Annotated in this window: 30 protein-coding genes; 28 read left to right on the forward strand and 2 right to left on the reverse strand. The window is 55.3% G+C overall.

Annotation, left to right across the window (positions count from 1 at the left end; translation table 11 throughout):
• The first annotated feature begins 54 nt into the window (after positions 1–54).
• The 7 genes from OO713_RS00785 to tuf all read left to right on the forward strand — a co-directional run bounded on the left by OO713_RS00785 (position 55) and on the right by tuf (position 12980).
• Positions 55–438, forward strand: a complete 384-nt coding sequence (locus tag OO713_RS00785) for a hypothetical protein (protein WP_264785720.1) — start codon at positions 55–57, stop codon at positions 436–438.
• Between the two features lie 199 nt (positions 439–637).
• Entirely contained in the window at positions 638–4261 is a 3624-nt protein-coding gene (locus OO713_RS00790; RefSeq protein WP_264785721.1) for a DNA-directed RNA polymerase subunit beta, read from the forward strand.
• 36 nt (positions 4262–4297) lie between these two features.
• Positions 4298–8476, forward strand: coding sequence for a DNA-directed RNA polymerase subunit beta' (rpoC, locus tag OO713_RS00795; protein WP_264785722.1), 4179 nt, complete (start codon positions 4298–4300; stop codon positions 8474–8476).
• 169 nt (positions 8477–8645) lie between these two features.
• On the forward strand, positions 8646–9017 hold the full coding sequence (gene rpsL, locus OO713_RS00800) for a 30S ribosomal protein S12 (protein ID WP_264785723.1): 372 nt from the start codon (positions 8646–8648) through the stop codon (positions 9015–9017).
• Positions 9017–9487 (forward strand): 30S ribosomal protein S7, encoded by a 471-nt coding sequence (rpsG, locus tag OO713_RS00805; RefSeq protein ID WP_264785724.1) that lies wholly within the window; start codon positions 9017–9019, stop codon positions 9485–9487. The genes rpsL and rpsG overlap by 1 nt, the downstream gene beginning before the upstream one ends.
• Positions 9488–9583: 96 nt before the next feature.
• Positions 9584–11686, forward strand: a complete 2103-nt coding sequence (fusA, locus tag OO713_RS00810) for an elongation factor G (RefSeq protein WP_264785725.1) — start codon at positions 9584–9586, stop codon at positions 11684–11686.
• Between the two features lie 103 nt (positions 11687–11789).
• Positions 11790–12980 (forward strand): elongation factor Tu, encoded by a 1191-nt coding sequence (gene tuf / locus OO713_RS00815; protein ID WP_173493068.1) that lies wholly within the window; start codon positions 11790–11792, stop codon positions 12978–12980.
• Positions 12981–13033: 53 nt separating this feature from the next.
• Here tuf and OO713_RS00820 read toward each other — a convergent pair whose 3' ends face one another.
• Both OO713_RS00820 and OO713_RS00825 read right to left on the reverse strand, forming a co-directional pair.
• On the reverse strand, positions 13034–14221 hold the full coding sequence (locus tag OO713_RS00820; RefSeq protein WP_264785726.1) for a HipA domain-containing protein: 1188 nt from the start codon (positions 14219–14221) through the stop codon (positions 13034–13036).
• Complete coding sequence (locus OO713_RS00825; protein WP_264785727.1) at positions 14214–14414, reverse strand: type II toxin-antitoxin system Y4mF family antitoxin; 201 nt, start codon at positions 14412–14414, stop codon at positions 14214–14216. The genes OO713_RS00820 and OO713_RS00825 overlap by 8 nt, the downstream gene beginning before the upstream one ends.
• A gap of 186 nt (positions 14415–14600) precedes the next feature.
• Between OO713_RS00825 and OO713_RS00830 the strand changes: the two genes are divergently transcribed.
• The 21 genes from OO713_RS00830 (at position 14601) to rplO (ending at position 25367) form a co-directional block, all read left to right on the forward strand.
• Positions 14601–15476, forward strand: a complete 876-nt coding sequence (locus tag OO713_RS00830) for a pirin family protein (RefSeq protein WP_264785728.1) — start codon at positions 14601–14603, stop codon at positions 15474–15476.
• A 373-nt stretch (positions 15477–15849) separates the two neighbouring features.
• A complete protein-coding gene (gene rpsJ, locus OO713_RS00835) occupies positions 15850–16158 on the forward strand; it encodes a 30S ribosomal protein S10 (RefSeq protein ID WP_264785729.1) in 309 nt (102 codons plus the stop codon).
• An 11-nt stretch (positions 16159–16169) separates the two neighbouring features.
• A complete protein-coding gene (rplC, locus tag OO713_RS00840) occupies positions 16170–16823 on the forward strand; it encodes a 50S ribosomal protein L3 (RefSeq protein WP_264785730.1) in 654 nt (217 codons plus the stop codon).
• Positions 16823–17467: a 50S ribosomal protein L4 gene (gene rplD, locus OO713_RS00845; protein WP_264785731.1), complete on the forward strand. Its 645-nt coding sequence runs from the start codon at positions 16823–16825 to the stop codon at positions 17465–17467. Before rplC ends, rplD begins: the two co-directional genes overlap by 1 nt.
• Positions 17464–17760 (forward strand): 50S ribosomal protein L23, encoded by a 297-nt coding sequence (rplW, locus tag OO713_RS00850; RefSeq protein WP_264785733.1) that lies wholly within the window; start codon positions 17464–17466, stop codon positions 17758–17760. Before rplD ends, rplW begins: the two co-directional genes overlap by 4 nt.
• A gap of 14 nt (positions 17761–17774) precedes the next feature.
• A complete protein-coding gene (rplB, locus tag OO713_RS00855; RefSeq protein WP_264785734.1) occupies positions 17775–18608 on the forward strand; it encodes a 50S ribosomal protein L2 in 834 nt (277 codons plus the stop codon).
• A gap of 11 nt (positions 18609–18619) precedes the next feature.
• The gene (gene rpsS, locus OO713_RS00860) at positions 18620–18901 is read left to right on the forward strand and encodes a 30S ribosomal protein S19 (RefSeq protein WP_264785735.1); all 282 of its coding nucleotides are present in this window, start codon (positions 18620–18622) and stop codon (positions 18899–18901) included.
• A gap of 33 nt (positions 18902–18934) precedes the next feature.
• Positions 18935–19309, forward strand: a complete 375-nt coding sequence (rplV, locus tag OO713_RS00865; protein ID WP_264785736.1) for a 50S ribosomal protein L22 — start codon at positions 18935–18937, stop codon at positions 19307–19309.
• Positions 19309–20079, forward strand: a complete 771-nt coding sequence (gene rpsC / locus OO713_RS00870; protein ID WP_264785737.1) for a 30S ribosomal protein S3 — start codon at positions 19309–19311, stop codon at positions 20077–20079. Before rplV ends, rpsC begins: the two co-directional genes overlap by 1 nt.
• Before the next feature lie 2 nt (positions 20080–20081).
• Complete coding sequence (gene rplP, locus OO713_RS00875) at positions 20082–20501, forward strand: 50S ribosomal protein L16 (protein WP_264785738.1); 420 nt, start codon at positions 20082–20084, stop codon at positions 20499–20501.
• Positions 20498–20785, forward strand: a complete 288-nt coding sequence (rpmC, locus tag OO713_RS00880; RefSeq protein ID WP_264786397.1) for a 50S ribosomal protein L29 — start codon at positions 20498–20500, stop codon at positions 20783–20785. The genes rplP and rpmC overlap by 4 nt, the downstream gene beginning before the upstream one ends.
• Positions 20786–20787: 2 nt before the next feature.
• The gene (gene rpsQ / locus OO713_RS00885) at positions 20788–21153 is read left to right on the forward strand and encodes a 30S ribosomal protein S17 (RefSeq protein ID WP_264785739.1); all 366 of its coding nucleotides are present in this window, start codon (positions 20788–20790) and stop codon (positions 21151–21153) included.
• A gap of 51 nt (positions 21154–21204) precedes the next feature.
• Positions 21205–21573, forward strand: a complete 369-nt coding sequence (rplN, locus tag OO713_RS00890) for a 50S ribosomal protein L14 (protein WP_264785740.1) — start codon at positions 21205–21207, stop codon at positions 21571–21573.
• Positions 21574–21927 carry a 50S ribosomal protein L24 gene (rplX, locus tag OO713_RS00895; protein WP_264785741.1) on the forward strand — a complete coding sequence of 118 codons (354 nt, stop codon included), beginning with the start codon at positions 21574–21576 and terminating at the stop codon, positions 21925–21927.
• Positions 21927–22505, forward strand: coding sequence for a 50S ribosomal protein L5 (rplE, locus tag OO713_RS00900; protein WP_264785743.1), 579 nt, complete (start codon positions 21927–21929; stop codon positions 22503–22505). The genes rplX and rplE overlap by 1 nt, the downstream gene beginning before the upstream one ends.
• Before the next feature lie 70 nt (positions 22506–22575).
• On the forward strand, positions 22576–22974 hold the full coding sequence (gene rpsH / locus OO713_RS00905) for a 30S ribosomal protein S8 (protein WP_264785744.1): 399 nt from the start codon (positions 22576–22578) through the stop codon (positions 22972–22974).
• Positions 22975–22980: 6 nt separating this feature from the next.
• On the forward strand, positions 22981–23517 hold the full coding sequence (gene rplF / locus OO713_RS00910; protein ID WP_264785745.1) for a 50S ribosomal protein L6: 537 nt from the start codon (positions 22981–22983) through the stop codon (positions 23515–23517).
• 2 nt (positions 23518–23519) lie between these two features.
• A complete protein-coding gene (rplR, locus tag OO713_RS00915) occupies positions 23520–23891 on the forward strand; it encodes a 50S ribosomal protein L18 (RefSeq protein WP_264785746.1) in 372 nt (123 codons plus the stop codon).
• Positions 23892–23914: 23 nt separating this feature from the next.
• Positions 23915–24547 carry a 30S ribosomal protein S5 gene (gene rpsE, locus OO713_RS00920; RefSeq protein ID WP_272501300.1) on the forward strand — a complete coding sequence of 211 codons (633 nt, stop codon included), beginning with the start codon at positions 23915–23917 and terminating at the stop codon, positions 24545–24547.
• Entirely contained in the window at positions 24547–24732 is a 186-nt protein-coding gene (gene rpmD, locus OO713_RS00925) for a 50S ribosomal protein L30 (RefSeq protein ID WP_264785747.1), read from the forward strand. Before rpsE ends, rpmD begins: the two co-directional genes overlap by 1 nt.
• Entirely contained in the window at positions 24732–25367 is a 636-nt protein-coding gene (gene rplO, locus OO713_RS00930; protein ID WP_264785748.1) for a 50S ribosomal protein L15, read from the forward strand. Before rpmD ends, rplO begins: the two co-directional genes overlap by 1 nt.
• The last annotated feature ends 19 nt before the right edge of the window (positions 25368–25386 follow it).

Genomic DNA, 25386 nt, shown 5'->3' on the forward strand with positions numbered 1-25386 from the left:
TCTACAAGTTACCAGCGGGGAAGTGTCGCAGAGGGATTTGGGTTCAACTCCTCCATGAGTGATAAGCGCCTAATCGGTGTCTACAAAGCCAACCGCGGAATCGTAGGCGAGATTGCCTATGTTCTGGGTCACCTGGTCGGCGCTCGCGAATGCAACCTTTGTGACATAACTCACTCGCCGATAAAGAAGAAGTCTGAATTCAAGAAGCTTGAAAAGCAGCTTCTTACTGAGTTCGGTATTGAGTTTCGTCTGGTTCACATGAACGAGCGCACCGATAAAGAACTTGCCGCTTCGGCAGGGCGCGAGCCTTGCGTGCTTTTGGAGCATGAGGATGGATCGCTATCGATGTTTTTGGACTATTTGGAGCTCAAAGCCTGCGATGGTCGAGTCTCTAGCTTTGAGAACTTGGTCAGGTCGAGACTGGACTTTTTTGTTTGAGTTTTGTCACAAAAAAGTAAAAATCGAGCGAAAAAAGTAGTTGCGTAGCATAATTCGCACCCTTTAGGATTGAGGTTTGCTTCCCTAACCTTTGCCCATCGTCATATTGCGGTCGATTGGCGCGTAGCAAATAGCGGTTACGTGGTTTGGATAGCGAATTTCCCGCCTACTTATCAACGATTCCCTAGGGGTATTCACTTTGGCTGCTGCGAAAAACGCTAAGTCCGTAAAGTCCGCAAAGAACTCTCGCTCCGCAATGAGACCAACATTCGCGAAGCACCCAGACCCAATCGAGATCCCAGATTTACTCTCACTTCAGACCGAGAGCTTTGACTGGTTGGTCGGTGCACCTGCATGGCGTGAAATCGCCGGTGCAGAGGCAAAGACCGGTCTTGATGAGGTCTTCGAGGAGATCAGCCCAATCGAGGACAGCGCTAACGCTGCCCAGGATGCAAAGATGGGCCTTTCCTTCTCAGAGCCAATGCTCTTCGACCCTCCCTACACCCCTGAGGAGTGCAAGGAGAAGGGTAAGAGCTACACCCAGCCGCTATACATCAAGGCTGAGTTCACCAACTACCTAACCGGTGAGATCAAGAGCCAGACAGTGTTCATGGGTGACTTCCCAGTCATGACCGGCAAGGGCACCTTCATCATCAACGGCACCGAGCGTGTTGTTGTATCTCAGCTGGTTCGCTCACCTGGTGTCTACTTCTCGGTATCGACCAACACCACCGGTAACCTCGACGTTCGCAACAACAAGGCTCAGATCATTCCAAGCCGCGGTTCCTACCTCGAGTTCCTAACCGAGTGGGTAAAGGACGAGCGTAAGCCTGCTGCCAGATTTGGTCTGCCAATCCTGCAGGTGCAGGTTGACCGCAAGACCAAGGTCTCCGCAACGATCTTCCTGAAGGCCCTTGGTATGACCAAGGACGAGATCCGTGCTGAGTTTGCAGACATCAAGGGTGCCGTTGAGGGCAACCCGCTAGCTCTGAAGTTCGACGAGGACATCATCGAGCGCACGCTTGAGTATGACGAGTCCAAGGTATTCGCTTCGCCAATCCTGTCCAAGGAAGACGCTCTTCGTGAGGTTTACCGCAAGGTCCGCGGCGAGGCTGCCGGTGCCGAGGTTGCCGAGGCATGGCTAAGAAGCACCTACTTCGAGTCAAAGCGCTACAACCTTGCTCGCGTAGGTCGTCACAAGCTAAACCGCAAGCTCCAGATCGAGCAGGCATCAGATGTCACCACCCTGACCCTGAGCGACATCGTTGCAACCTTGAAGTACCTGCTTTTGTTTGACCAGACTCTGGCAAACAACATTCCTGCTGCCAGCACCAATGTTGAGTTCAACACCAAGATGAATGGCAAGAAGGTTTCGCTTCTAGTTCGCCCAGACGACATCGACGACTTCTCTAACCGTCGTATTCGCTCGGTTGGTGAGCTAATCCAGAACCAGGTTCGTATTGGTCTAAGCCGTATGGAGCGTGTGGTTCGCGAGCGCATGTCCACCCAGGACATCGAGGCGATCACTCCTCAGACTCTTATCAACCTGCGCCCAGTTGTATCTGCGATCAAGGAGTTCTTCGGAGCTAGCCAGCTATCGCAGTTCATGGACCAGAACAACCCACTGGCAGGCCTCGCTCACAAGCGTCGTCTGTCTGCCCTGGGTCCTGGTGGTATCGCTCGTGAGCGTGCCCAGATGGAGGTTCGTGACGTTCACCCATCTCACTACGGTCGTATGTGTCCGGTTGAGACTCCTGAAGGTCCAAACATTGGTCTAATCGGTTCGCTAACCGCATTCAGCCGCATCAACACCTTCGGTTTCATTGAGACCCCTTACCGCGAGGTAAAGAACGGCAAGGTAACCGCAAAGGTTGTTTACCTTGACGCAGCCTCTGAGGATGGCAAGGTCATCGCAGCTGCTGAGACTCCTGTGAAGGAAGACGGCACTCTGATTGGGCCACGTGCATTTGCTCGTTTCCGTGGTGACATGGTTGAGGTTGCTGCCGAGGACGTTGACTACATCGACGTTTCCCCTCGCCAGCTCGCATCTGTCTCCACCTCGCTAATCCCGTTCCTTGAGCACGATGACTCATCACGTGCTCTGATGGGTGCAAACATGCAGCGTCAGGCAGTGCCACTGCTTCGCGCCGAGAGCCCATACGTGGGTACCGGTATGGAGCGCATTGCTGCTATCGACTCGGGAGCAGTTGTGACCGCAGATGCTGCCGGTGTTGTCGAGGAGATCGATGCTGACGCGATCACCATCATGAACGACGATGGTTCTCGCTCTAACTACTCACTCCGCAAGTTCGAGCGCTCCAACCAGGGCACTGCAATCAACCAGCGCGCAATCGTTGAGGTTGGTCAGCGCGTTGAGCTTGGTGAAGTTCTAGCCGATGGTCCATCCACCGAGAACGGTGAATTGGCACTGGGTAAGAACCTGCTCGTGGCATTCATGCCATGGGAGGGTTACAACTTTGAAGACGCGATCATCCTGTCTCAGGAGATCGTCAAGCACGATGCGCTCTCCTCAATCCACATCGAGGAGTACGAGGTTGATGCTCGTGACACCAAGCTGGGCCCAGAGGAGATCACCTCAGACCTACCAAACATTTCCGTTGAGGCACTTGCTCAGCTAGATGAGCAGGGCATCATCCGCATCGGTGCCGAGGTTCGCCCAGGCGACATCTTGGTTGGAAAGGTAACCCCTAAGGGTGAGACCGAGCTTTCCGCTGAGGAGCGACTACTCCGCGCAATCTTCAACGAGAAGAGCCGCGAGGTTCGCGACACCTCTTTGAAGGTGCCACACGGTGAGCAGGGAACTGTTATCGGTGTCAAGGTCTTCGACGCAGAGCAGGGTGACGAGCTAGGTGCTGGTGTAAACAAGCGCGTAGTTGTCTACATCGCTCAGAAGCGCAAGATCACCGAGGGTGACAAGCTTGCTGGTCGCCACGGTAACAAGGGTGTTATTGCCAAGATCCTGCCAGTCGAGGACATGCCGTTCATGGAGGATGGCACCCCGGTTGACATCGTGCTGAACCCATTGGGTATCCCAGGTCGTATGAACTTTGGTCAGGTGCTTGAGTCTCACCTAGGTTGGGCTTGCCGCCAGGGTTGGGATGTCAAGGGCGTTGCCAAGTGGGCTGACGACATGGCCAAGGAGCTCTACTCCGCAGAGCCAGGCACCAAGGTTGCAACCCCAGTATTCGACGGTGCTACCAAGAACCAGGTTGCAGGTCTTTTGGACCACACCATCCCTGGTGAGAGTGGCAAGCGTCTAATCGACGGTACCGGTAAGGCACGTCTATTCGATGGCCGCTCCGGTGAGCCATTCCCAGAGCCGATCGCAGTTGGTGTGAAGTACATGCTGAAGCTGCACCACCTTGTTGATGACAAGATCCACGCTCGTTCCACCGGTCCTTACTCCATGATTACCCAGCAGCCACTGGGTGGTAAGGCACAGTTCGGTGGTCAGCGCTTTGGTGAGATGGAGGTGTGGGCACTACAGGCATACGGTGCTGCACACACCCTGCAAGAGCTGCTAACCATCAAGTCTGATGACATCGCTGGTCGTGTTCGCACCTACGAGGCAATCGTGAAGGGTGACAACATCCAGGCTCCAGGTATTCCAGAGTCCTTCCGCGTTCTCGCCAAGGAAATGCAGTCCCTTGGTCTAAACGTTGAGGTGCTTGACGAGGATGGCCGCGTAGTAGTTCTCAAGGACGAAGAGTTTGAGACCGACCGAGCAGCAGAAGAGCTCGGCATCAACCTCTCTCGCAACGAGAACCTCTCGGCCGAGACCGACTTCAACACCTACCAGTAACCCGAAACGAAATTTTCAAAAGGAAATAGAAGAAATATGTCTGTCAAAGTAGAAAACTTCAGTGCCCTTCGGGTTGGTCTTGCAACCAGCGAGGACATTCGTTCCTGGTCATCCGGTGAGGTTAAGAAGCCAGAGACCATCAACTACCGAACCCTCAAGCCAGAGAAGGACGGTCTGTTCTGCGAGAAGATATTCGGTCCTACCAAGGACTGGGAGTGCTCCTGTGGTAAGTACAAGCGTGTCCGATTCAAGGGCATCGTTTGTGAGCGCTGTGGCGTAGAGGTCACCAAGTCCTCAGTTCGTCGTGAGCGCATGGGCCACATCGAGCTTGCAGCTCCAGTAACCCACATCTGGTACTTCAAGGGTGTTCCATCCCGCCTGGGCTACCTACTCAACATGGCACCGAAGGATCTCGAGAAGATCATTTACTTCGCTGCCTACCGAGTCATGGACATCGACCACGAGCTAAAGCTCGGGGAGTACGACCTAGTCCGCGAGGAGTACGTATCTCGTATTCGTGCCCTGGTTGACTCTCGCGATGAGGAGTTCGAGGCTGCAGCATCTGCCGAGATCGCCGAGCTTCGTGAGCTTGGTTTGGAGCTACAGATCTCCAACAAGTTCTGGGAGGCACCTCGCTGGGTTGAGAAGCAGTTCGTCAAGAGTGTCGAGCAGCTAATCATGGCCGAGGAGAAGGATGCTGACGCATTCTGGTCTGCTCGTGCCCTGGCTGCGGAGACCGATGAGGAGCAGGACGATGTTGTTGTCCGCACCGCTGACGAGACCAAGAAGATCAAGAAGCTGCTGTCTGACTTCAAGAAGAAGACCGACAAGATCGTTCGTGAGTACGCCCGTCTAGAGCGTCCATCCAACCTCCACAAGGAGCAGTTGGCTTGGAGGATGTTCCTAACCGCAGAGGTTGGACAGCTACTTCCAAACGACGTTGTCTTTGACCACTTCGACTACTACTTCTCTGACTACATCATCACCGCTATCGGTGCTGAGGCTGTTACGCAGGTTCTTGCTGCGTTCGATCTAGAGGCTGCTGCAGCTGAACTGCGCGCTGAGATTGCAACCACCAAGGGCTCAAAGCAGACCCAGGCCATCAAGCGTCTGAAGGTTGTAAACAGCTTCGTGCAGTCTGGCACCCCACCAACCTCAATGGTGCTTTCGGTGCTGCCAGTACTACCACCAGAGATTCGCCCAATGGTTCAGCTAGACGGTGGCCGCTTTGCGACCTCCGACCTCAACGACCTCTACCGCAGGGTGATCAACCGTAACAACCGTCTAAAGCGATTCATCGACCTAGGTGCTGTTCCAAAGACCATTCTGAACAACGAGAAGCGCATGCTTCAGGAGGCTGTAGACGCACTGTTTGACAACGGTCGTCGTGGTCGTGCAGTTACCGGTACCGGAAACCGTGCACTGAAGTCACTCTCTGACCTACTCAAGGGTAAGCAGGGTCGTTTCCGTCAGAACCTACTTGGAAAGCGCGTTGACTACTCCGGTCGTTCCGTAATCGTGGTTGGTCCTCAGCTGAAGCTGCACCAGTGTGGTCTTCCCAAGCTGATGGCACTTGAGCTATTCAAGCCATTCGTGATGAAGCGTCTAGTTGATCTGGGTCTTGCTCAGAACATCAAGAGCGCAAAGCGCATGGTTGAGCGTTCCCGCCCACAGGTTTGGGGAGTCCTCGAAGAGGTAATCCGCGAACGTCCAGTACTACTAAACCGTGCACCGACTCTGCACCGTCTGGGTATCCAGGCGTTTGAGCCAGTGCTGGTTGAAGGTAAGGCGATTCAGCTGCACCCACTCGTATGTACCGCGTTCAACGCTGACTTCGATGGTGACCAGATGGCAGTCCACCTACCGCTATCGGTAGAGGCTCAGGCCGAGGCTCGCATCTTGATGCTTGCTTCGAACAACATCTTGAAGCCATCCGATGGTCGTCCGGTTGCAACTCCAACTCAGGACATGATCATTGGCCTATTCCACCTAACCGCCGAAGAGGCCGGAGCCAAGGGTGAGGGTCGTGCCTTCACCTCGATGGCTGAGGCTCAGATGGCCTATGACCTAGGTGAACTAGCGCTTGGTGCCAAGATCCGTATTCGCATCGAGGGTGAGCTCAAGGAGACCACCTTCGGTCGTGCACTGTTCAACGAGGCACTACCTGAGAAGTACCCATACGTAGAGCAGCAGGTTGGTAAGAAGCAGATCGGCCAGATCGTTTCTGACCTAGTTGAGATGTTCTCCCGCACTGAGGTTGCTCAGGCGCTAGACAAGCTCAAGGATGCTGGTTTCTACTGGGCAACTCGCTCTGGTGTATCGATGTCCATCTCCGATGCAAACTTCGACCCTAAGGGCGAGTTTGACAAGGAGCGTGCAAGCCGCATCCTCAAGGCTGAGAAGCAGCACACCAAGATTCAGGAAGCGTTCGACAACGGTCTGAAGTCCGACCTCGAGCGTCGCGATGAGCTAGGTGAGCTTTGGTTCAAGGAGACCAACGAGATCCAGAAGCTACTGCAGGAGTCCATCCCGCACGACAACGCCATCTACAAGATGGTTACCTCTGGTGCTCGTGGTAACTGGCTACAGATCCGCTCCATCATGGGTATGCGTGGTCCGGTTGCCACCTCCTCTGGTGACTTTGCTCCGATGCCGGTAAAGGGTAACTACCTACTGGGTCTAACCCCACACGAGTACTTCATCAACGCCACCGGTGCCCGTAAGGGTAACGCTGACACCGCGATGAAGACCGCTGCCGCTGGTTACCTAACCCGTCGTCTAGTTGACGTCGCTCAGGACGTAATCATCCAGATCGAAGACTGTGGCACTACCCGCGGTCTAGAGAAGGACCTACTGAGCGAGAACGAGGTTGAGCTATCCATCGTCGGTCGTTCATCACTGGTTGATGTCAAGGCTGGCAAGGATGTCCTAGTCAAGGCTGGCGAGAACATCGACCACGGTACCGTTCGTCGCCTGAAGGAAGCCGGCATCGAGACCATCATGGTCCGCTCGGTTCTAACCTGTGAGGCCGAGGCCGGTATCTGTGCTCAGTGCTACGGCGTATCGCTAGCCACCAACCAGCAGGTAACTGTTGGTGAGGCCATCGGTATCATCGCTGCTCAGTCAATTGGTGAGCCTGGAACTCAGCTAACCATGCGTACCTTCCACACCGGTGGTGCCGCATCTGAGGCTAAGAAGCAGACCATTTTGAAGTCCATCGGTGGTCAGAAGGTTCGTGTTGAGCGTCTGATCTCCTATGACATCACTCAGGGTCTAAACGGTGTTACCGACCTACTTGAGGCCCGTGTTGGTTGGCGTCAGGCTGGCAAGGTTGCCGTTATGGCCTTCTGGAACGGAAAGGTCGACATCGTAGAGAAGGTTTCCGCTAACGGAACCAAGAGCTACGACGTCTACGTCCGCCCACAGGGTGAGGCAGCCGAGAAGGAAGCCGAGCAGCTAGCGCTGCAGTACTCCTTCAGCCGTACTGCTTCCAAGACCTTCAAGAAGCTAAGCCCATACCTACCAATCACCACCGTCTCCTCAACAGATGACCTGTTGTTCGAGAAGGGTGACATGGTTGAGGCTGGAGAGTTCATCGTTGATGGAACTCCAATTCCTCACGAGGTATTGATGATCAAGGGTGCCCGTGAGGCAGCTGCCGAGATCATCCGTGGTGTCCAGGCGATCTATGGTTCCCAGGGTGTTCCGCTACACGACAAGCACCTTGAGGTGATTGTTCGTCAGATGCTGAACAAGGTAACCGTTATCGACTCCGGTGACACCGACATGCTCCCAGGTGAGATCATCGACCGTCAGCGCTTTGCGGCCAAGAACCGCGAGGCTGTATCGAAGGGTCTAAAGCCAGCGTCTGCTCGTCAGGAAGTTATGGGTATGACCCGCGCTTCGCTAGCCGCTCAGTCATGGTTGTCCGCAGCATCGTTCCAGGAGACCACCCGAGTTCTAACTCAGGCAGCTCTGGACCGTCGCGAGGACAGACTTGTCGGTCTAAAGGAAAACGTGATCATTGGAAAGCTAATTCCAGCCGGTACTGGTCTTGCTGCCTACCGCAACTTCGAGGTCGATGGCACCGAAGAGGCAAAGGCAGAGCGCTACCCGAACCGTATCTGGTCAGACGCTTCCTACGACTCGGCAGACCTGGACTCTCAGGAGCTCAGCCTGTCAATCGCAGATCCGTTCTCACTGGACGAGCAGTAATCCACAACTAAAAACTATTTGACCGACCTCTGCGGCTACGAGTATGCTTGGCAAGGTTCGTGTGAAGACACGAATTGGGCCCAGATCCTCTAGTCGCTGAGGCGGGGTCAAGAAATCTTCGGTTTATGCGTTTTTTGACGCGCCGAAGAAAGCCGAATAAGGAGAAATAGTGCCAACAATTCAGCAGTTGGTTCGCAAGGGTCGTAGCCCAAAGGTCTCAAAGACCAAGGCACCGGCACTGAAGGCAAACCCACAGCAGCGTGGCGTGTGCACCCGTGTGTACACCACCACCCCTAAGAAGCCAAACTCTGCGCTTCGCAAGGTTGCTCGTGTCAAGCTTTCAAACGGTACCGAGGTGACCGCTTACATTCCAGGTGAGGGCCACAACCTCCAGGAGCACTCAATGGTGCTAGTCCGTGGTGGTCGTGTGAAGGACCTACCTGGTGTTCGCTACAAGATCATTCGCGGTGCACTAGACACTCAAGCTGTTAAGAACCGCCAGCAGGCTCGCAGCCGCTACGGCGCAAAGAAGGGTAAGTAATGCCACGTAAAGGCCCAGTAGCCAAGCGCCCAGTCGTATCCGACCCGGTATACGGCTCACCAGTTGTTTCCCAGCTGATCAACAAGATCCTGCTGCACGGCAAGAAGTCTCTTGCTGAGGCCATCGTCTACGGTGCTCTTGAGGGCACCAACCGCAAGACCGGTGACGACCCGGTAGCAATCTTGAAGAAGGCACTGGACAACATTCGTCCAACCGTTGAGGTCCGCTCCCGCCGTGTTGGTGGTTCGACCTACCAGGTACCAGTCGAGGTAAAGAGCCACCGTGCGAACACCTTGGCTATGCGTTGGTTGGTTATGTATGCCAAGCAGCGTCGCGAGAAGACCATGACCGAGCGCCTGCAGAACGAGCTGCTAGACGCTTCCAACGGTCTAGGTGCAGCTGTGAAGCGCCGTGAGGACACCCACAAGATGGCAGAGTCCAACAAGGCCTTCGCTCACTACCGCTGGTAATTTTCCACACATCCGCCTTTTGCCCTCAGGGGCGAAGTGGCGGATGTGCTACTTAAACCCCAAATCCAAAAGCAAAAACAAACTTCGGAGGCAACCGTGGCACAAGACGTGCTCACCGACCTGAACAAGGTTCGCAACATCGGCATTATGGCTCACATCGACGCCGGTAAGACCACCACCACTGAGCGAATCCTGTTCTACACCGGTATTACCCACAAGATCGGTGAGGTGCACGATGGTGCCGCCACCATGGACTGGATGGAGCAGGAGCAGGAGCGCGGTATCACCATTACCTCGGCTGCAACCACCTGTTTCTGGAACAAGAACCAGATCAACATCATTGACACCCCAGGACACGTGGACTTCACCGTTGAGGTAGAGCGTTCACTTCGTGTTCTTGACGGTGCAGTTGCTGTGTTCGACGGCAAGGAAGGTGTTGAGCCTCAGTCTGAGACCGTTTGGCGCCAGGCTGACAAGTACAACGTTCCTCGTATCTGCTTCGTGAACAAGATGGACAAGCTCGGTGCTGACTTCTACTTCACCGTGAAGACCATCGTTGACCGTCTAGGTGCTAAGCCACTAGTTATCCAGCTACCAATCGGTTCAGAGAGCGACTTCCAGGGTGTTGTCGACCTAGTCGAGATGCGTGCACTTACCTACCGCGGTGACGTAGAGATGGGTAAGGCTTACGACATCGAGCCAATTCCAGCAGACCTTCAGGCCAAGGCCGAGGAGTACCGTGCACAGCTAATTGAGGCTGTTGCCGAGACTTCCGAGGAGCTAATGGAGAAGTACTTCGGTGGCGAGGAGCTAACCGTTGCTGAAATCAAGCAGGGTATTCGTCACCTAACCGTGAACTCCCTGATGTACCCAGTGCTCTGTGGTTCGGCTTTCAAGAACAAGGGTGTTCAGCCAATGCTGGACGCAGTTATTGACTACCTGCCATCACCGCTAGATGTTCCAAACGTTGAGGGTGGAGACCCTCGCGATGAGGAGAAGCGTCTAACTCGTAAGCCAGATCCAAAGGAGCCTTTTGCTGCTCTGGCCTTCAAGGTTATGTCTCACCCATTCTTTGGTCGTCTGACCTACATCCGCGTTTACTCGGGTGCAGTTGAGTCAGGTGCCCAGGTAATCAACTCAACCAAGGGCCGCAAGGAGCGCATCGGAAAGCTATTCCAGATGCACGCCAACAAGGAGAACCCAGTTGACTCGGTAACCGCAGGTCACATCTACGCGGCCATTGGTCTAAAGGACACCACCACTGGTGACACCCTTTGTGACCCAGACCACCAGATCGTTCTTGAGTCCATGACCTTCCCTGAGCCAGTGATCTCGGTTGCTATTGAGCCAAAGACCAAGGGTGACCAGGAGAAGCTAGGTCTAGCAATTCAGAAGCTAGCCGAAGAGGACCCAACCTTCCGTGTTGAGCACGACCACGAGACTGGCCAGACCGTTATCTCAGGTATGGGTGAGCTTCACCTAGACATCCTGGTAGACCGTATGCGCCGTGAGTTCAAGGTCGAGGCAAACGTAGGTAAGCCACAGGTTGCCTACCGCGAGACCATTCGTCGCACCGTTGAGAAGCACGACTACACCCACAAGAAGCAGACCGGTGGTTCTGGTCAGTTCGCTAAGGTGCAGATCAAGCTTGAGCCACTTGAGGTCGAGGGTGACAAGACCTACGAGTTCGTCGACGCCATCACCGGTGGTCGCGTTCCTCGTGAGTACATCCCATCCGTAGACACCGGTATCAAGGACGCCATGATTTCTGGTGTTCTAGCCGGCTACCCAGTTGTGGGTGTCAAGGCGACCCTTTTGGATGGTGCATACCACGATGTTGACTCGTCTGAAATGGCGTTCAAGATTGCCGGTTCGATGGCCTTCAAGGAGGCCGCTCGTATGGCACAACCAGTTCTGCTTGAGCCGATGATGTCGGTCGAGGTTCGTACCCCTGAGGAATACATGGGTGACGTAATCGGTGACCTGAACTCTCGTCGTGGGCAGATTCAGTCGATGGATGACGCATCCGGTGTGAAGGTAGTTCGCGCCCTTGTGCCACTGTCGGAGATGTTCGGTTACGTTGGTGACCTGCGTTCTAAGACCTCTGGACGCGCTGTGTACTCGATGACCTTCGAGACCTACGCCGAGGTTCCACGCAACGTCGCGGATGAAATCGTTCAGAAGGCAAAGGGCGAGTAGACCTACTACTCGACTTTTGACTAAGATAGAAAGTCTGTAAACCCCAAATCAGAGTCGGCCTGCCGGTCGATGATTTACTACGGATCCATCAGGAGGACCCACAATGGCTAAGGCGAAATTCGAGCGCACCAAGCCGCACGTCAACATCGGAACCATTGGTCACGTCGACCACGGTAAGACCACTCTGACTGCGGCAATCACCAAGGTACTTCACGACAAGTACCCAACCCTGAACGCTTCTTACGCGTTCGACCAGATTGACAACTCCCCAGAGGAGAAGCAGCGCGGTATTACCATCAACATCTCCCACGTTGAGTACCAGACCGAGAAGCGCCACTACGCACACGTAGACGCTCCAGGTCACGCTGACTACATCAAGAACATGATCACCGGTGCTGCACAGATGGATGGTGCCATCCTCGTAGTAGCAGCAACCGACGGCCCAATGCCTCAGACCAAGGAGCACGTGCTTCTTGCTCGCCAGGTTGGTGTTCCTTACATCGTTGTAGCTCTAAACAAGTCCGACATGGTCGACGACGAGGAGATCCTAGAGCTCGTTGAGGTTGAGGTCCGCGACCTTCTAAACCAGTACGAGTTCCCAGGTGACGACGCTCCTGTTGTTCGCGTTTCCGGTCTAAAGGCACTTGAGGGTGACGCTAAGTGGGGCGAGTCAGTACTAGCTCTCATGGACGCAGTTGACGCTAACGTTCCAGAGCCAGTTCGTGACACCGACAAGCCATTCCTAATGCCAGTTGAGGACGTCTTCACCATCACCGGTCGTGGAACTGTTATCACCGGCAAGATCGAGCGTGGCCAGATTAAGGTCAACGAAGAGGTCGAGATCGTTGGTATCCGCGACAAGCAGAAGACCACCGTTACCGGTATCGAGATGTTCCGCAAGCTACTTGACTACGCAGAGGCCGGAGAGAACGTAGGTCTACTACTTCGCGGTACCAAGCGTGAGGAAGTTGAGCGCGGTCAGGTTGTTGTGAAGCCAGGTTCAGTAACCCCTCACACCAACTTCGACGCCAACGTCTACATCCTTTCCAAGGATGAGGGTGGCCGTCACAACCCGTTCTACGCGAACTACCGTCCACAGTTCTACATCCGTACCACTGACGTAACTGGTGTTATCACCCTGCCAGCTGGTACCGAGATGGTTATGCCTGGTGACACCACCAACATGACCGTTGAGCTAATCCAGCCGATTGCTCTAGAAGAGGGACAGCGCTTCGCGATCCGTGAGGGTGGCCGCACCGTAGGTGCAGGTACCGTCACCAAGATCAACAAGTAAGTTCGGTCTAAGTTCAAAACCCCCTCGGGAAACCGAGGGGGTTTTACTCTTAACTAACGACTCAGCGCCTTGGCCCGTGATCTCAAAAGCTTCGATACGTCGTAGTTTTGATGCCTCGGGAAGGGCAATGCACCCGAATCGATTTCCTCGGTGAAAGTGCCGAGCCTGGCGAGCATGACATCGATGAGCGAGTGGACCACGTCAGCCGGAACTTGCAAGGATTCACCAAACTCAACGAGATCGCTGCGCTTCCAACCAGTTTTCTTGCCCCCAAGAGAGGGTGCCATATCTCGGTCTTCGTAATAGGCGGTGCAGAGTAGATCGTACGCAGGGGAGATCCGCCACTCTCTTGAAGGTAGTTTCAAAATCGCAAAGTTCTTGGCGTGAGCATCTCCGTTACCAATCAGGTAGTTGAAAACCAACTGCTTGAGAAGGGTCAGAGCGGCAAACTTTTTGGCGTGGGTGTGGAACAGAAGATTATTCGCGACCGCCTCGAACCCAATCTCGTATTTCTGCGCCGGGTAGAAATCCATCACCTGACAGGCGTCCTCCATCGCCAGCCGGATCTGCTGCCCATCGGCAATCACTCTGTCAAACCGAAGTAGCTGGAGGGCATGCTCACCATCGCGGTCTTCAAGTAACTCAAATTCAGCGGTCTCTAGGCCGACCCTCTTGGCAAGTTTCAAAAAGAAGAACTCGTTTTCTACTGCATGTGGAGCTTCGATGGGGTTTAGCTTGATGATGTATTCAAGCCCCTGCTTCTTCGCCGGTGCATTCAGCATCTTGCTCGAGATCTTGTCTTGGAATCCCGGAAGCCCCGCAGCCCGAGAATCGAAGTGTTTCTCCCTCAGCTCCTGAAAGCTAAGGTTCGACAAGTCTCTCGGAAGCTCTATAGCTGTGCTGGGAGCAATCGGCTCATCAGGGTCCACCACCTGAACATCACCAATTGCGTCGCCGCCCAGTTCCAGTAGGAGGCCAAGATCATCACTGGCTGAAGTCTTTAGTCGCTTGGCAATAGCGTTGAGCCTTCGTCCTTCGGGAAGTAACCCTGCAAAGTAGGCGGGGGTCGCTCCGGCAGAGTAGGTCTTCTTGATTTCACTTTTGGGAAGCGTGGTTGCGATAGCGGGTGCGTTTGCGTCCAGATACTCGGGCAAGTACTCGAAGGTCACATCAGACCCATTCTGAGTGAGAGTTGCTGCGGGTAACCCTTGCTTTAGGACCAGCGCCGTCTTATCACTCAAGGTTTGCAACTCCAACCTTCATCTCAAGACCTAGCGCATCCAAAAGTAGATTCAATCGGTCCATGGCTATTGTTTTCTTGCCGTTTTCCACATCAAAGACAAATCGCGGAGAGACGCCGGCCAACTGCGCCGCTTCAGCCTGGGTGAGCCCTAAGTCCTTCCGACGAGATCGGATGAGTTCAGCGATGTCCATGTGTTCCTTTTTTGCGCGTACATGCGAATTTCTTTGATTCTAGGCCTGCGGTCGGACATTTTGCAAGTGTTTTCGCGCGTTCAAGCGAAAAACAGCCAAATCCCAATCAAGAGGACGTCCTTTGACCCTGTTTTTGTGCGTTCGTGCGAAAATTACCATCCCAGTGCCCGGGTTTAGGCTTAGAACATGTTGATCCAGTCGCGGCCAATCAAACTCACCACCCGCACTGGAGTGAGTGTGAATCGCACTATCCCGCACGGTCGGCTGCGCATGATCGGCGCTTGGTGTTTTGCAGATCACTTTGGCCCCACCACCCAAACCGACGGCATGGTCGTAGCCTCCCACCCTCACACTGGTTTGCAAACCGTCACCTGGCTATTCGAGGGCCAGATTGAACATCGAGACAGCATTGGCTCAGTTCAAATCATCGAACCTGGTCAGCTAAATCTGATGACCGCCGGCCACGGCATCTCACACTCGGAGCTTTCAAACCCAACGACCGAGAGGTTGCACGCCATTCAGCTATGGGTCGCGCTGCCAAAGCATGCCATCGAGATTGCTCCTGCCTTCGAGCATCAGTCACAGCTGCCAACACTCTCTATCCCGGGTGGTGCAGCAACGGTTTTGGCGGGGGAGTTCATGGGAGTTATCTCCCCAACCACTACGTTCTCGCCACTTCTTGGCGTCGAGCTTCAACTAGAGCCAGGTGTTCACCAGATTCCTCTAGACCCAGCCTTTGAGCATGGGTTTGTGCTCGCTTCTGGTTCCGCGCGAGTCGGCGAGGACCAACTGAATACGTCTGACCTTGCCTTTATCGAAGCCGGTGCGAAGAGCGCTGAGATTAGCGTTGGCGAACCATCGATTTTGATGTTTATTGGTGGCGAACCCTTTGGCGAGAAGATCCTGATGTGGTGGAACTTTATTGGCCGAACGCATGAGGAGATTGTTCAAGCTCGTGAAGAGTGGAACAGTCGGGGTGAGCGCTTTGGCGAATTCGAAGATCGAATCGGTGGGTGGATTCCAGCACCTGAATTACCTAATCTTCGTCTTCAAGCTAGGTAGTCCGAAAGAGTTGGAAAATTGGGCAAAATTGCCCCTGATTTAACTTGCAATGGCTCTTAGGGCTGTGGCAGACTTTACAAGTTCGTGAGTAGCGGGCCGTCTTGGCTCGCCCACTGCAGGCAGTGTGCACAGGTAACTGGGCCGGCCGCAGCTAAGGACCAAAAACTTATCCGAGATCTTTTCCTGGGTGATTGCGAGTGAAAATCTTGCGACACGCCCGAGTCAAGGTGTCGGAGCGAGCCCTAGAAATAGGGCGTTGACAGCAGAACAGTGCATCAGCAACACGGCAGTCAATAAAATTCGCAGCCTGCGAATCGAGTTGACTCCAAAACTGTGTGATCGAGAGATCACCTAGAAACGGAAGCGAGTCATTATGGCGGCTAACAAGATCCGCATTCGACTGAAGTCGTATGACCACGAGATCATCGACACCTCGGCGAGCAAAATCGTCGACACAGTCACCCGCGCCGGTGCAAAGGTAGTAGGCCCAGTGCCACTACCCACCGAGAAGAACGTTGTGACGGTCATCCGCTCGCCACACAAGTACAAGGACAGCCGTGAACACTTTGAGATGCGTACCCACAAGCGTCTCATCGACATCATCGACCCAACCCCTAAGGCCGTCGATTCGCTGATGCGCCTGGACCTTCCAGCAGACGTCAACATCGAGATCAAGCTCTAAGGATTACGAGAATGACTGCAGAGACTAAGACCGTTAAGGGTCTGCTGGGCAAGAAGCTCGGCATGACTCAGGGCTGGGACGAGAACAACAAGCTCGTTCCTATCACCGTTATTGAGGCTGGCGAGAACGTCATCACTCAGATCAAGAACATCGACGCCGATGGATACAAGGCAATTCAGGTTGCCTACGGTGCCATCGACCCACGCAAGACCGACAAGCCAACCGCTGGTCACTTCGCCAAGGCTGGCGTGACCCCACGTCGCTTCGTAGCAGAGATCCGCACCGCAGACGCTGACACCTACTCGGTTGGTCAGGCACTGGGTGTAGACATCTTCGAAGTTGGCACCAAGGTTGACGTTGTTGGAACCTCAAAGGGTAAGGGCTTCGCCGGTGGCATGAAGCGCCACGGCTTCGCCGGTGTTTCTGCCTCTCACGGTGCACACCGTAACCACCGTAAGCCTGGTTCCATCGGAGCCGGTACCACCCCAGCAAAGGTCATCAAGGGCAAGAAGATGCCCGGCCGCATGGGTGCTGACCGCGTAACCATGTTGAACCTAACCCTGCACGGCGTTGACCTCGAGCGAGGCCTACTGCTAGTGAAGGGCGCCGTACCTGGCCCTAAGGGCCAGCTGGTGTTCGTTCGTAACGCTGTGAAGGAGAACTAATGCCTACCGTTGACCTAATTGACGTAAAGGGCAAGAAGTCCGGTGCGATCGACCTGCCTGAGGGCCTGTTCGACGTTCAGACCAATGTTCCGCTAATCCACCAGGTTGTTGTAGCTCAGCTAGCTGCTGCTCGTCAGGGAACCCAGTCCACTCTTCGCCGCGGCGAGGTTTCTGGTTCTGGTAAGAAGCCTTTCAAGCAGAAGGGAACCGGTCGTGCCCGTCAGGGTTCGGTTCGTATGCCTCAGCACCGCGGTGGTGGAATCATCCACGGCCCAAAGCCTCGTTCATACGACCAGCGCACCCCTAAGAAGATGATTGCTGCTGCACTTCGCGGCGCACTATCTGACCGTGCTCGCGCTGGCCGCATTCACGTTATCGACCAGTTCGCAATTGGTTCGGCACCTTCTACCAAGGCAGCTGCAAGCTTCTTGGCTCAGGTTGCTCAGAGCAAGAACATCCTGGTTGTGCTGGACCGCTCTGACGAGCTGTCTTACAAGTCGCTACGCAACCTGCAGACCGTGCACGTTCTTCCAGTTGACCAGCTCAACGCGTATGACGTGCTACACGCAGATGACGTTGTGTTCACCGCAGCCGCTCTGACCTCGTTTGTCGAGTCGGCAGTCAAGTCAGAGGAGCGAGCATGAGCCTGAAGAAGGACCCACGCGACGTAATCATCAAGCCGATCATCTCGGAGAAGAGCTACTCCTTGATCGACGAGGGTAAGTACACCTTTGAGGTGGACCCACGTTCGAACAAGACCGAGATCAAGCAGGCTGTGGAGTCAATCTTCAACGTGAAGGTAGACACCATCAACACCCTGAACCGTCAGGGCAAGACCCGCCGTACCCGCTTTGGTCTAGGTAAGCGCAAGGACACCAAGCGCGCCATCGTGACCCTAAAGTCCGGCTCCATCGACATCTTTACCTACATCGGCTAGAGGGATAGAAGCTAATGGGAATTCGTAAATTCAAGCCAACGACTCCAGGTCGCCGCGGTTCCTCGGTTGCAGATTTTGCCGAGATCACTCGCTCAACCCCTGAGAAGTCGCTACTAAAGCCACTGCCGAAGACCGGTGGTCGCAACGCAGCTGGTCGCGTGACCACTCGCCACATCGGTGGCGGTCACAAGCGCCAGTACCGCGTCATCGACTTCCGTCGCAATGACAAGGACGGCGTACCGGCAAAGGTTGCTCACATCGAGTACGACCCAAACCGTACCGCTCGTATTGCGCTGTTGCACTACATCGATGGCACCAAGCGTTACATCTTGGCTCCAAACAAGCTGAAGCAGGGCGATGCAATCGAGCAGGGTCCACAGGCTGACATCAAGCCAGGTAACAACCTGCCACTGCGCAACATCCCAGTGGGTACCGTTGTGCACGCAATCGAGCTAAAGCCAGGCGGTGGAGCAAAGCTTGCCCGCTCCGCAGGTGCTTCGGTTCGTCTTGTTGCTAAGGACGGCCCTAACGCGCAGCTTCGTCTGCCATCGGGTGAAATCCGCAACGTGGACGCAAACTGCCGCGCCACCATCGGTGAGGTTGGAAATGCTGAGCAGTCCAACATCAACTGGGGTAAGGCTGGCCGTATGCGTTGGAAGGGCGTTCGCCCAACCGTTCGTGGTGTCGCTATGAACCCTGTTGACCACCCACACGGTGGTGGTGAGGGTAAGACCTCTGGTGGTCGTAACCCTGTTACCCCATGGGGTCAGAAGGAAGGCCGCACTCGTAAGCCAAACCTTCCATCCGACAAGCAAATCGTTCGTCGTCGTTACGTCGGCAAGAAGTAGGAGATCTCTAGATGCCACGCAGTTTGAAGAAGGGCCCCTTCGTCGACGAGCACCTAATGAAGAAGGTGCGCGCGCAGAACGAGGCCAACACCAAGAACGTGATCAAGACCTGGTCCCGCCGCTCGATGATCGTTCCAGCCATGCTGGGTCACACCATCGCAGTGCACGACGGTCGCAAGCACATTCCTGTATTCGTCACCGAGACCATGGTTGGTCACAAGCTTGGCGAATTCGCACCAACCCGCACCTTCCGTGGACACGTGAAGGACGACAAGAAGGGACGCCGCGGCTAGTCCGGGGCGTACAGAGAGTAGAAGGATAAAACGATGGAAGCTATCGCCAAGGTGCGTAACATCCGCGTGACCCCGCAGAAGGCTCGCCGTGTCGTCAACCTGATCCGCGGCAAGCAGGCCACTGAGGCCCTGGGTATCTTGAAGTTTGCTCCACAGGCAGCATCCGAGCCGATTTACAAGCTCGTTGCTTCAGCTGTTGCAAACGCCAAGGTCAAGGGCGAGTCGGCCGGAGCAATTGTGGACGAGGACGACCTAGTAATTTCGCAGGCATTTGTGGACGAGGGTGTAACGCTGAAGCGTTTCCGCCCACGTGCTCAGGGCCGTGCGTTCCGTATCAACAAGCGCACCAGCCACATCACCGTGGTTGTTGCAACCCCAGACGAGTTTGCAAAGAAGGCAGGTAAGTAATGGGCCAGAAAGTCAATCCCTACGGCTTCCGCCTAGGCATCACCACCGAGCACCGCTCTCGCTGGTTCGCAGACTCCACCAAAAAGGGTCAGCGCTATGCAGACTACGTAGTTGAGGACACCAAGATCCGCCACTACCTGCAGGAGAAGCTGGACCGCGCTGGTGTATCCCGCATTGAGCTGGAGCGTACCCGTGACCGTGTTCGCATCGACATCTATGCAGCTCGTCCAGGACTAGTTATCGGCCGTCGCGGTGCAGAGGCTGAGACCCTGCGCGCAGAGCTAGAGAAGCTAACCGGCAAGCAGGTGCTACTAAACATCCTCGAGGTCAAGAACCCAGAGGCTGATGCACAGCTAGTTGCACAGGGCATCGCTGAGCAGCTCTCCGCACGAGTGGCTTTCCGCCGCGCAATGCGTAAGGGCATCCAGGGCGCACTTCGCTCTGGCGCAAAGGGTATCCGTGTGCAGTGTGCCGGTCGTCTAGGTGGCGCTGAAATGAGCCGCAGCGAGTTCTACCGCGAGGGTCGTGTGCCACTGCACACCCTTCGCTCGAACATCGACTACGGCTTCTACGAGGCCAAGACCACCTTCGGTCGCATCGGTGTAAAGGTTTGGATCTACAAGGGCGACCTAACCGCTAAGGAGCTTGCAGCAGTGCAGGCAAACCAGCGTGGTCCCCGCATGGGTGGCGACCGTCCTCGCCGTGGCGCACCACGCCGCGACCAGGCAGCTGCCCCTGAGGCTGCGGTAGCAGCAGGAAGCGAAGGCTAAGCATGCTGATTCCACGTAAGGTAAAGCACCGCAAGCAGCACAGCCCGAAGCGCCACGGTCACGCAACCGGTGGCACCAAGGTGAGCTTTGGTGAATACGGTATCCAGGCGCTAACCCCTGCTTACCTAACCAACCGCCAGATTGAGGCTGCACGTATTGCAATGACTCGTCACATCAAGCGTGGTGGAAAGGTTTGGATCAACGTGTTCCCAGACCGCTCCCTCACCAAGAAGCCAGCCGAAACCCGTATGGGTTCCGGTAAGGGTTCACCGGAGTGGTGGGTAGTAAACGTCAAGCCTGGCCGCGTGCTCTTCGAGCTCAGCGGTGTCAACGAGACCATTGCCCGTGAGGCAATGATGCGTGCCATTCACAAGCTTCCGCTTAAGGCTCGCATCATCAAGCGTGAAGAAGGTGACGCATAATGATCGGTTCAAAGAACCTCACCCCTCAGGACCTCGACAAGGTTGAGGACTCCCTGCTAGTGGAGGAGCTGCGTAAGGCGAAGGAAGAGCTTTTCAACCTGCGCTTCCAGTCCGCTACCGGTCAGCTTGACAACCACGGCCGCCTAAAGGCAGTCAAGCGCGACATCGCTCGCATCTACACCGTGCTTCGTGAGCGTGAGCTCGGCATTCGTGCCGTGCCAACCGCTGCAGCACCAGCAAAGACCAAGAAGGCAGCAGCTGAGAAGCCTGCTGAGGAGGCATAAAGATGGCTGAAGAGAAGAAGCCAGCAGCAAAGGCTGCAGCAAAGCCAGCCGCCAAGGCAGCACCTAAGGCTGCGAAGCCAAAGGCAGCGAAGGCTCCAAAGGTTGTCAAGGAAGTCGAGCGCGGTTACCGCAAGTCACGTCGTGGCTATGTAGTCTCCGACAAGATGGACAAGACCATCGTTGTTTTGGTTGAGGACCGTAAGAAGCACCCGCTTTACGGCAAGGTTATGCGCCTATCTAAGAAGATCAAGGCACACGACGAGAACAACACCGCAGGCATCGGCGACCTCGTGCTAATCAGTGAGACCCGTCCACTATCTGCAACCAAGAACTGGCGTCTAGTCGAGATTCTCGAAAAGGCGAAGTAACCCCTAGGAATAACGGTCGGAAATCGTTATTCACAAAACAAGGAGAAATAAGTGCTACAGCAAGAGTCCAGGCTCAAGGTTGCCGATAACACCGGTGCCAAGGAGCTGTTGACGATTCGTGTACTAGGCGGTTCAACCCGTCGCTACGCGGGTCTGGGCGACATCATCGTCGCAACCGTAAAGGACGCCATCCCTGGCGGAAACGTAAAGAAGGGTGACGTAGTCAAGGCGGTAGTGGTTCGCACTGCCAAGGAGACTCGTCGTCCAGACGGTTCATACATCAAGTTTGACGAGAACGCAGCGGTCATCATCAAGAATGATGGTGAGCCTCGCGGAACTCGTATCTTTGGCCCAATCGGCCGCGAGCTTCGTGAGAAGAAGTTCATGAAGATCATTTCATTGGCTCCGGAGGTTCTATAAATGGCGAAGATCAAGAAGGGTGACCTGGTTCAGGTCATTACCGGTGCCAAGCAGGACCGTGGCGGTGACCGTGGTAAGCAGGGTCACGTGCTGGCAGTTCTAGTAGAGCAGAACCGCGTAATCGTTGAGGGTGTAAACCTAGTAACCAAGCACACCAAGGTCGGCCAGTCTGACCGCGGTTCCAAGACCGGTGGCATCGTTACTCAGGAAGCCCCAATCCACATTTCAAATGTCGCTCTGGTAGACCCAAGCACCAAGAAGCCAACCAAGGTTGGTTTCAAGGTTGAGAAGGATGCCAAGACCGGCGAGAGCAAGAAGGTGCGTGTTGCACGCAAGAGCGGGAAGGAAATCTAATGGCCGCCACTAAGAAGTCAGCGGTAGCCACCAAGGCGCTTCCTCGCCTGAAGGCTCAGTACCGCAAGGAGATCGTTCCTGCACTGCAGGACGAGTTCAAGTTTGCTAACCCAATGCAGGTTCCTGGTCTTACCAAGATCGTTGTGAACATGGGTGTTGGCCAGGCTGCCAAGGATGGCAAGTTGATCGAGGGTGCAATCCGCGATCTAACCGCTATCACCGGTCAGAAGCCAATGGTTAACGTTGCAAAGAAGTCAATTGCCCAGTTCAAGCTTCGCGAGGGCCAGCCAATTGGTGCTCACGTGACTTTGCGCGGTGACCGCATGTGGGAGTTCCTAGACCGCTTGCTATCACTTTCGCTTCCTCGTATCCGTGACTTCCGTGGTCTATCTGCAGACCAGTTCGACGGACGCGGAAACTACACCTTTGGTCTTTCGGAGCAGAGCATGTTCCACGAGATCGATCAGGACAAGATCGACCACGTCCGCGGTATGGACATCACGGTCGTGACCTCAGCCAAGACTGACGATGAGGGTCGTGCGCTACTTCGTGCGCTCGGCTTCCCGTTCAAGTCCTAAACCCCCAATTGAGAAAGGTCCCTGAGCCTGTAAAGCGCTGGGAAACCATCTCGAGAAAGAAGATAAACAAATGACAATGACAGATCCGGTAGCAGATTTTCTGACCCGGCTGCGCAACGCAGATAAGGCTCACCACGATTCGCTGAGCCTCCCTTACTCAAAGCTCAAGGGAACCATTGCCGAGATCCTGAAGTCAGAGGGTTACATTGCTGATTTCAAGGTTGAGGACGCCAAGGTTGGTAAGACCTTGACTGTGACCCTGAAGTATGGCCCAAGCCGCGAGAGCAGCATTGCTGGCATCAAGCGCGTCTCCAAGCCAGGTCTTCGTGTTTACGCGAAGAGCACCGAGCTACCAAAGGTCCTTGGCGGCCTAGGTATTGCAATCCTGTCCACCTCGTCCGGTCTACTAACTGACCGCCAGGCTGCAAAGAAGGGAGTAGGCGGAGAAGTCCTCGCCTACATCTGGTAATCACGCATGTCACGTATTGGAAAGCTTCCGATCCCGCTACCAGCGGGCGTTACGGTTGCCATCGACGGCCAGATCGTCTCAGTAAAGGGTCCTAAGGGCGAGTTGTCCCTGACCATCTCTGAGCCAATTAAGGCCACCTTGGAAGACAACACCGTAATCGTTTCTCGTCCAGACGACGAGGCTAAGTCAAAGTCGCTACACGGCTTGACCCGTACCCTGATCGCTAACAACGTTCACGGTGTATCCACTGGATTCACCAAGACCTTGGAGATCATCGGAACCGGTTACCGTGCAGCCGCAAAGGGTTCCAACATTGAGTTGGCTCTAGGTTTCTCTCACCCAGTCGTGATTGAGCCTCCACAGGGAATCACCCTGACCGTCGAGGGAAACACCAAGATCGTTATCTCCGGTGTTGACAAGCAGGCTGTCGGTGAGGTTGCCGCGAACATTCGCAAGATCCGTAAGCCTGAGCCATACAAGGGCAAGGGTATTCGCTATGAGGGTGAGCGCGTACGTCGCAAGGCCGGAAAGAGTGGTAAGTAATCATGGGTCTCGGTACTAGAGGTAAGTCCAAGTCAGCCGCTCGTGGCCGTCGTCACGACCGTCTGCGCAAGAAGATCGAAGGCACCGCCAGCCGTCCACGTCTGGTTGTCACTCGCTCAGCTCGCCACGTATTCGTCCAGGTAGTAGACGACAGCAAGGGTCACACCCTAGCTTCGGCTTCAACCATGGAGGTCGAGCTTCGCAAGGAGAACGGCACCAAGACCGACAAGGCAGCGATCGTTGGCAAGCTAATTGCCGAGCGCGCCAACAAGGCAGGTGTCACCGAGGTTGTGTTTGACCGTGGTGGAAACCGTTACGCAGGCCGCGTTGCAGCTATTGCTGACGCAGCTCGCGAGGCAGGACTGACACTGTGAGCGAAGAGAAGAAGGAACAGGAAGTGGCAGAAGCTACCGTGGTCGCAGAGACCACTACCGTTGACCCGAACGAGCGTGAGCAGCGTCGTGGCTCTCGTGAGCGCGGCCCTCGCACCGAGCGCCGTGACCGCGAGGACACCAAGAGCCCATTCTTGGAGCGTGTTGTCACCATCAACCGTGTTTCCAAGGTTGTTAAGGGTGGTCGCCGCTTCGCATTCACCGCATTGGTTGTTGTCGGTGATGGCGAGGGTCTAGTAGGCGTTGGCTACGGCAAGGCTAAGGAAGTTCCTGCAGCTATTGCCAAGGGTGTTGAGGACGCGAAGAAGAACTTCTTCCGCATCCCACGCACCGGCTCCACCATTCCACACCCAGTACAGGGTGAGGCAGCAGCCGGTGTGGTTCTGCTTCGTCCAGCCGCTGAGGGTACCGGTGTTATCGCCGGTGGTCCTGTGCGTGCAGTACTGGAGTGCGCTGGTGTTCACGACGTGCTATCGAAGTCCCTCGGATCTTCGAACACCATCAACATCGTCCACGCCACCGTTGCAGCACTGCGCCAGCTAGAGGAGCCAAGCTCCGTTGCTGCTCGTCGTGGCAAGAACCTGGCAGAGGTAGCACCAGCTCGCCTACTGCCTGCAACTGAGAAGGCAGGTGCCTAATGGCTGCTCGTCTGAAAGTTACCCAGATCAAGAGTTCAAACGGTGGCAAGCAGAACCAGCGCGATTCACTTCGCACCCTGGGTCTGAAGCGCATCGGTGACATCGTCGTGAAGGAAGACAACAAGTCTGTTCGCGGCCTGGTGATGACCGTTGCCCACCTTGTAAAGGTTGAGGAGATCGACTAATGGCAGAAGAGAAGAAGCCAGCCGCTAAGGCTGCTGCCAAGCCGGCAACCAAGGCTGCCCCAAAGGCTGCTGCGGCTAAGGCCCCTGCAAAGACTGCTGCACCAAAGGCTGCTGCCGCTGCAAAGCCAGCAGCTGAGAAGGCTGCCCCTAAGGCGAAGCCAGCAGCAAAGAAGTCAGAGGAGAAGAGCGACAAGGTTCAGATCCTCAAGCTTCACCACCTACGCCCAGCAAAGGGTGCCAAGAAGGAGAAGACTCGTAAGGGTCTTGGTGAGGGTTCGAAGGGTAAGACTGCAGGCCGCGGTACCAAGGGTACTGGCGCTCGCACTACCACTCGCCTCGGCTTCGAGGGTGGCGGCGTGAACTTGGTAATGCGCACTCCAAAGCTGCGCGGATTCAAGAACCCGTTCCGTGTTGAGTACCAGGTGGTAAACCTCGACAAGCTATCCGAGCTATACCCTAAGGGTGGCGCTGTAACCGTAAGCGACCTAGTCGCTAAGGGTGCTGTCCGCAAGGGCGAGCCAGTCAAGGTCCTTGGCAATGGCGACGTCTCGGTTAAGCTTGAGGTCTCGGTTGACAAGGTTTCCGCGTCAGCTAAGACCAAGATCGAGGCCGCTGGCGGTAGCGTCAACGCCTAAATAGCTTCAGGGGAGTAGG

The organism is Aquiluna sp. KACHI24 (assembly GCF_025997915.1).
Lineage (GTDB): Bacteria > Actinomycetota > Actinomycetes > Actinomycetales > Microbacteriaceae > Aquiluna.